Annotated in this window: 5 protein-coding genes; 2 read left to right on the top strand and 3 right to left on the bottom strand. The window is 65.6% G+C overall.

The genetic code is table 11. The features are described from left to right. Positions 1-349 precede the first annotated feature (349 nt). The gene (locus AB0368_RS37520) at positions 350-610 is read left to right on the top strand and encodes a hypothetical protein (RefSeq protein ID WP_366158816.1); all 261 of its coding nucleotides are present in this window, start codon (positions 350-352) and stop codon (positions 608-610) included. Between the two features lie 316 nt (positions 611-926). After that, positions 927-3,809, top strand: a complete 2,883-nt coding sequence (gene fxsT / locus AB0368_RS37515) for an FxSxx-COOH system tetratricopeptide repeat protein (protein ID WP_366158815.1) — start codon at positions 927-929, stop codon at positions 3,807-3,809. 377 nt (positions 3,810-4,186) lie between these two features. Here fxsT and AB0368_RS37510 read toward each other — a convergent pair whose 3' ends face one another. From AB0368_RS37510 to AB0368_RS37500, 3 genes are all read right to left on the bottom strand, one after another. Next, positions 4,187-4,717, bottom strand: coding sequence for a hypothetical protein (locus AB0368_RS37510; protein WP_366158814.1), 531 nt, complete (start codon positions 4,715-4,717; stop codon positions 4,187-4,189). A gap of 669 nt (positions 4,718-5,386) precedes the next feature. Beyond that, positions 5,387-5,752 (bottom strand): hypothetical protein, encoded by a 366-nt coding sequence (locus tag AB0368_RS37505; protein WP_366158813.1) that lies wholly within the window; start codon positions 5,750-5,752, stop codon positions 5,387-5,389. A 28-nt stretch (positions 5,753-5,780) separates the two neighbouring features. Then, complete coding sequence (locus AB0368_RS37500; RefSeq protein ID WP_366158812.1) at positions 5,781-6,770, bottom strand: sugar-binding transcriptional regulator; 990 nt, start codon at positions 6,768-6,770, stop codon at positions 5,781-5,783. Positions 6,771-6,808 lie beyond the last annotated feature (38 nt).

Raw genomic sequence — 6,808 nt, 5'->3', positions numbered from 1 at the left:
CCTTGAAAGCCGCATCCAACGCTTTGAAAAAACCTTGTCGGCGATTCAAGACTTGAAATGCCCCGCATCTTCCACGACTTTGCTGGGCCGCTTGAAATCCTTGACCGCGCTGCGCGCAAACGCGAACCGCGATAACATCCTGCGTGGTTTGGGTTTGAACGAAACGCCAGCCGGATAAAGCCGCGGGGAATGCGGCGCCGCCAAAACGCGCCAGCGAAATGAGCGGCTCGCAGAGCGGCGCCGCGGACAACGGCAACCTGATCCTTCGCGGATCCTGATCCACCGCACGGAACCGCCTCGCCGGAGGCCCTCGCACCACGGGGGTCTCCGGCGCGTCCGTGTGTGGGTCATGCGCGCGGTGATCTTCGGCTACTTCGGCACGCTGACCGGCCCCGGCGCTGAGGAGTATCGCGAGCCCCTCGCGCACCGCACCGGCGAGCTGCTCGGCGTCTGCCGGCCGCGGTTCTGGGAACGGGTTAAAAGGTCGAACGTCATGCTCCAACGCAGGATGGTGTACCGCTCGGGGACCATCTGGGGACCACACGTCATGCGCGCTGACGCACTGACCGCCCCCCGGATCACGTCAGCCAGGGACTCGCATCGCGCGTGACGTGCGGAAACGTCTACTCCAACGGCCTGGGGGTCAAGGGGTCGCAGGTTCAAATCCTGTCAGCCCGACAGAGTATTTTCGCAGGTCAGAAGGCTGGTCTAGATCTTGGATCAGTCTTCTTCGCGTTCCTGGGGACCACAAGAGTCAAATAGCGCCAGTGGTAGCGCACCTTGACCGATGGTCAAGCACCCGGGCGGGCGGGGCGTCCCTTGGGCTGGGCGTCGACCGCCCTCCAGGGACCGCTCTGGCATGTCTGGGCCCTGGTCGTCCGATCGGGGGTATTCGTCCGACCGTGTGACAGTGCAGGGTGGATGGTGTGAGTGATGCGTCCCGGATCTTCATTTCGTATGCCGGCCGGGATCGGCCGTGGGCGGGGTGGGCTCGTTGGCACTTGGAGAGGGCCGGCTATGGCACTGAGTTGGACTGCGTCGACTGGAAGGCGGGTGACAACTTCGTCGAGCGGATGCACGAGGGGGTCCAGCGGGCGAATCCGATGCTGTTGCTGTTGTCGTCGGAGTATCTCGACCCGAAGCGATTCACCACGGACGAGTGGACCGCCCGGCTGGCACAGCGGCGGAAGGACGTGGGAGCCAAGCTGATCCCAGTGCGGGTTGACAGAGTCGATCTCGCCGAGGGGATTTGGGCGCCCATCGTCGTGCCGGATGTGTTCGACCTAGCGGCGGATGAGGCTGCTGTGCTGCTGCTGGACACCGTTCGCAAAGTGCTCGAGCCGCTCGTGACGTCCCCGGCTTCCGTGGCGCCGCGATACCCCGATAGTCCGACAGACCCTGCGGGCATCGACGTCGGACCTCGCCCGCCAGGCTCTCTGCCGGCGGTATGCAACCTGGCCCGCCGAAATCCTTCGTTCACCGGCCGCGACAAGCTGCTGAGTCAGTTGCGCGACGCGCTGTCTGGTGGCGGACGGGTCGCGGTGCGGGCCTTGCACGGGATGGGCGGGGTGGGGAAGACACAGCTGGTGTTGGAGTACGCGTATCGGTTCGCCGGGGAGTACGACCTGGTGTGGTGGGTGTCCGCGGAGCAGACCGGGTTGATCGGTGAGCAGTTTGCGGCGCTGGGCGTCGAGCTGGGGATCGTCGATGCGGCGGCCGATTCGACCGTTGCGAAGAGCAAGGTGCTGGCGTACTTGTCGGGGCAGGCACGTTGGCTGCTGGTGTTCGACAACGTGGTGAACAGCGAGGATGTGCTCCCTTGGCTGCCTCGAGGCGGCGGGCATGTGCTGATCACCTCGCGGCAGGGGAACTGGCATCAGATCGCCGATGCGGTGGAGCTGGATGTCTTGCCCCGGGACGAGGCGGTGCGGTTCTTGACCCGGCACCGGTCCGGTCTGGATGGTGACGAGGCGGACCGGCTGGCGGAAGCGTTGGGGGATCTGCCGTTGGCGTTGGCGCAGGCGGTCGGGTATCTCACCCAGACGGGGACGTCGGTTGCCGAGTATCGGCAGCTGCTGATTGAGGAAACCGAAGCTGTGCTGGCGTTGGGACAGCCGGTCGACTATGCGCAGTCATTGGCGGCCGCCATCACGTTGAGCGTGTCCGCCTTGTCGGAGGTGGATCCGGCCTCGGTCGCCATTCTTCGGTTGTGTGCGTTTCTGGCGCCGGAGCCGGTTGCGGTGGAGCTGATTGTCGAGGTTGCCGCACCGCGCGAGCGTTATCCGCAGGCGCTGAACGCTGCTCGCGAGGTGATCGGCAAGCCGTTGGCGCGGCAGCAGGCCATCGGCCGGCTCGGCGCGTACGGGCTCGCCAAGCTCGGATCGGGGACGGTGACGGTTCACCGGTTGACCCAGGCCGTGGTCCGCAGCCAGCTGGAGCAGCCGATATCCGAGGAGCTTGCCGCTCATCTGGAGGCGACGCTCGGCGGCATGCGACCAGGCGATCCCAGGGATCCGGCGCACTGGCCGGCCTGGGCACGGCTCATGCCGCACCTGCTCGCCGCGAAGCCGGCCTCCACCGATGACCCGGGCCTTCGCGAAGGTGCACGTGATGCGGTGGTCTACCTGATCAGCCGCGGTGATTCCGGCCCGGCCCGGCAACTCGCCTGGGACCTTTATGGCGAGTGGAAGCAACGGCTGGGCGCTGACCACCGGGACACCCTCCGCGTGGCGACCGAGTTGGTGTGGGCGCTGCGCGACCTCGGCGAATACGGCCAGTTGCGGCCACTGGTCGACGACACGTTGACGCGGCAGATCAACACGTTGGGGCATGACGATCCCGACACGCTGCGGAGCGCGGCCGACCTCGCTGTCGTCCACAGTGCTCTGGGTAACCACCAGCGTGCGGAGGAAGTCGAACGCGATGTGTGGGATCGGCGTCGGCGGGTGTTGGGTGAGGAGCACCCGGACACGCTGCTGTCGGCGAGCAACGTCGCGGGGTCGTTGGGCAGGTTGGGGCGGTATCAGGAGGCGTTGACGCTCAGCCAGCAGGTGTGGGAGCAGCGGCGGCGGGTGTCGGGTGAGGAGCACCCGGACACGCTGCTGTCGGCGGGCGACGTCGCGGGGTCGTTGGGCAGGTTGGGGCGGCATCAGGAGGCGTTGACGCTCAGCCAGCAGGTGTGGGAGCAGCGGCGGCGGGTGCTGGGTGAGGAGCACCCGGACACGCTGCTGTCGGCGAGCAACGTCGCGGGGTCGTTGAGTGAGTTGAGGCGGCATCAGGAGGCGTTGACGCTCAGCCAGCAGGTGTGGGAGCAGCGGCGGCGGGTGCTGGGTGAGGAGCACCCGGACACGCTGACGTCGGCGAGCAACGTCGCGGGGTCGTTGAGTAAGTCGGGGCGGCATCAGGAGGCGTTGACGCTCAGCCAGCAGGTGTGGGAGCAGCAGCGGCGGGTGCTGGGTGAGGAGCACCCGGACACGCTGACGTCGGCGAGCAACGTCGCGGGGGCCTTGAGTGAGTTGAGGCGGTATCAGGAGGCGTTGACGCTCAGCCAGCAGGTGTGGGAGCAGCAGCGGCGGGTGCTGGGTGAGGAGCACCCGGACACGCTGATGGATGGGTTTCACCTCGCGATCATCTATTTCAGCCTTGGCCGAGTTCTACATGCCCGTCGTCAAGCGGAGCAGGCGTGGAAAGGTCTGCGGAACGTGCTCGGTGCTCAGCATCCTTACACGCAGCGAGTATCAGACTTCCGGGAGACGGTTAGGGCTGCGATGGGCGGTCGAGCACGCGGCAACAAGCCGGGCCGGCACTGAGCTGCGACGACCTGCGGGGCCGCAGGTCCGCTGCGGGTCTACATTCCGCTACCTGGCGGTGGAGACCGCCGACGCGCAGTGGTCCTGAGCCCGGCCTCGCACGGGTTGGCGCGAGTCGTGTTTGTTGGGGACCATGCGGGGACCAAACGCTATGCGCGCTCATGCCTGGAGGTGCACTAAAGCAGAGATGCCGAACGCCGAGCATCGGGCATGACGTGCGCAAACGTTGACCCCCACGACCTGGGGGTCAAAGGGGTCGCAGGTTCAAATCCTCTCAGCCCGACCAGAGTTTTCAAGCCGTTGGCGAGGACGAAAGTCCTGGTCAGCGGCTTTTCTCATGGACAGCCGCCAGAGGTGCTGCCACCGTTGTCACAGGTTCAACACCCGGCCGTGCCGTCATGCGAACCGCTCGCGTCCAAGCCGTAATCATCGTCGGACTCCTGGACCTTGGGATCGTCGGACAAGGTGAAGTCGCTCAGAAACCAAACTTTCAGGTACACGGTGGCGCTGTCGATCTCCTTGCGGAAGCATTCGACAACGCCGGAGAGAGTCGAACCAGCAGACGGAACGGAAGACGGATCCTTTCCGTCGAGTTGCCAGCCGTCGGCTTTCGCGGCGGCACGGTAAAACGACAGGACGCTCTTGCGGTCCAGTTCGGACTGGTACCGCTGGCTCACGTTGGCCACGCCATTGTCTGTATCGCAGGCCCATGAGCTGCCTATCGGTACTGCTCCGTCCGGATGTGCCGTCACGATCGGAAGACTCGTCAGCTCGGCTATGATTCGCTTGTCATGGTCGGTGCAGCCTCCGAACGACGAGAAAAGACCAGCGCAACCGCTCGACGAACCGACGACCCAGGCCGCCGTAATGGCGAGTCCGACAACGCGCTGAAACGAAGAGTTGATCACTGCTGCACTCTAGGGATGACAGCGCCGTCAGCACCCCGCTCACATGGCTCGTACGCAGCGCAAATGGTCATGGAGAGGTGCCCTCACTTCGTGAGGAGTCGCCTGGTCGGATGATGTCGCACCGGCGCGTTGCCGAGTTTGGTTCTGTCCGTGAGTTCCGTGCACTCCGTCGCGATGCCCGGGCCGCCGGCGAAGACCGGTTTCTACTTCGTCCCCAACGCGGGGCAAGCCGAGACGAAGTCCCGCACTCGGTTCGGGCCAGGGCTTCGTCCCAGGTGGTCCGGCCGATCATGTCTTGCATACCGCCCGGCCCGTCGTCACCGGCATGTTCCGCGATCGTCAAGCAGATCTGGTCCGGCAACGGCGCCAGCACCCCGGCCACGAAATTCCGGACCCGGCACCGCGGTCAAGTGGACGCTTGGATCAAGGCCCACCGGCCATATTTGGTGGAGGCCGGCGAGTAGCGGCGACTGATCCTCGCGCGAGCGTCGCTACGCCGAGGGCTCGGGGTCAGGCCCGCCTGAGCGGATATCAGGGTGCCCAATCCCAACTCGGCGTGGTTCGTTGCTGCTGGGAAGCGTTGCCGTTCTTGGCGCGGCGCGGCGGCCCGGGTCGCGGCCAAGGCCCGACGTTAATGAACTGGCCGAACGGCATATGACGAAGGGCGGCTCAACAAGTCCGGCCTATCGCGGCTACCGTCGCCCAATCTGGGGTCTCAGGAACCGGCTCCTGCAAGACATTCGCGAAGAAACCGTCCATGGACTTCGTCCAGCGGCCCGCCGCGTCCACGAAGGCGTCTGTGGACGGGTTCTCAGTCGAGATCTCGCCCTCGCGAAGCTTCGCCGCCAGGCCTACCATGTAGCGAGCAAGATCCTCGCGGCTCTCGATGGCGCCCAGTTCAGCATCCTGCCAGTTCACGGTCGGGACCGGTCCGCCAGCCCGGGGCCGCAGGCGCCTTGGCACCTGCGCTGCCCGCGGGCGCACGGGCTCAACAACCTGATTGACCTGCAGGCGCCGGTCCACGGCGGTGGCCAAGGGGTCTGCCAGATCGGCGCGGATGCCCTCAGGGTCGGCTCTTCAGCAGGTGGTCCGCCGTATCGAGATCGGTGACGAGGGTGTTGATCCATCCTCCCTCGATGGCAGCGGCGATGGCGGCAAATTTGGACTGTCCTCCGGCCACGCCGATCCGGCGAGGGACCTCCCGCAGGTCCTTCGGGTCTATCCCCAGAACCCGGTCGTTGAACGGCGAGTTGATCAGCTTGCCGCGCTGGTCAAAGAACCGGTAGCACACGTCGCCGACTGCGCCCAGCTCCATCAGTTCCTGCTGCTGCTCGGGTCCGATGGCATTTCCGCTCTGCTGCAGCAAGGGCGACGGTTGAACGCTGCCAATTCCGACGATGGCGACCGACAATCGCTTCCACACGGCACACACGCCGATGACGGTCGGGTCCTCGAGCAAGGCGCGCCGTACGGAAGGATTCTTGACCAGGCCCGGTGTGGGGAGGAACAGGGGACGGGCGCCGGTGAGCGTGGCGAACCGGTCGAGGAGCCGGGTCGCGTTCATCTGGACATGTGCGTCGCCGATGCCTCCGACAAGCTGGGTGACGACGTCGACTGCTAATCCGTTCTTGGGTCGCATCGCTTCTACCGTGGCCAGCAGCGTCGCGCTCCAGGATGAGATGCCGATGGCGTCCCCGTTGGCCAGGGTCTCCCCGAGGTAGCTCGCGGCCGCCGCGCCAAGCACCTGCATGACGTCGCCAGCGGTTGAGCCGGTGTCCACGACGACCGAGTCGAGCAGTCCGTACCTTCTCTCCAGTTCCTGTTCGATGTCCGTATAGACGCCATCCGGCAGGGTGACGACAGTTCGAACGATGCCGATATCGGCGGCCTGGCGCAGCAGCCGAGAGACCCGCGACTGAGAAATATTCAGGTCAGCCGCGATCTGGGGCTGACGAACGCCCTGCTCGTGGTACATGCGGGCGATCTTGGCGAGTAGACGCAGTTGATCGACTCCCCGGTCTCGCGGGACCGGCAGCGAGGCTTCGGCTGTCATGATCGCAGTGTTGCATAGATATTCAGCAATTGACAGTC

Source organism: Actinoplanes sp. NPDC051475, from assembly GCF_040689425.1.
Taxonomy (GTDB): domain Bacteria; phylum Actinomycetota; class Actinomycetes; order Mycobacteriales; family Micromonosporaceae; genus Actinoplanes.
Note: the sequence above shows the minus strand (reverse complement) of the source record. Positions and strands in the feature narration are given on the sequence as shown.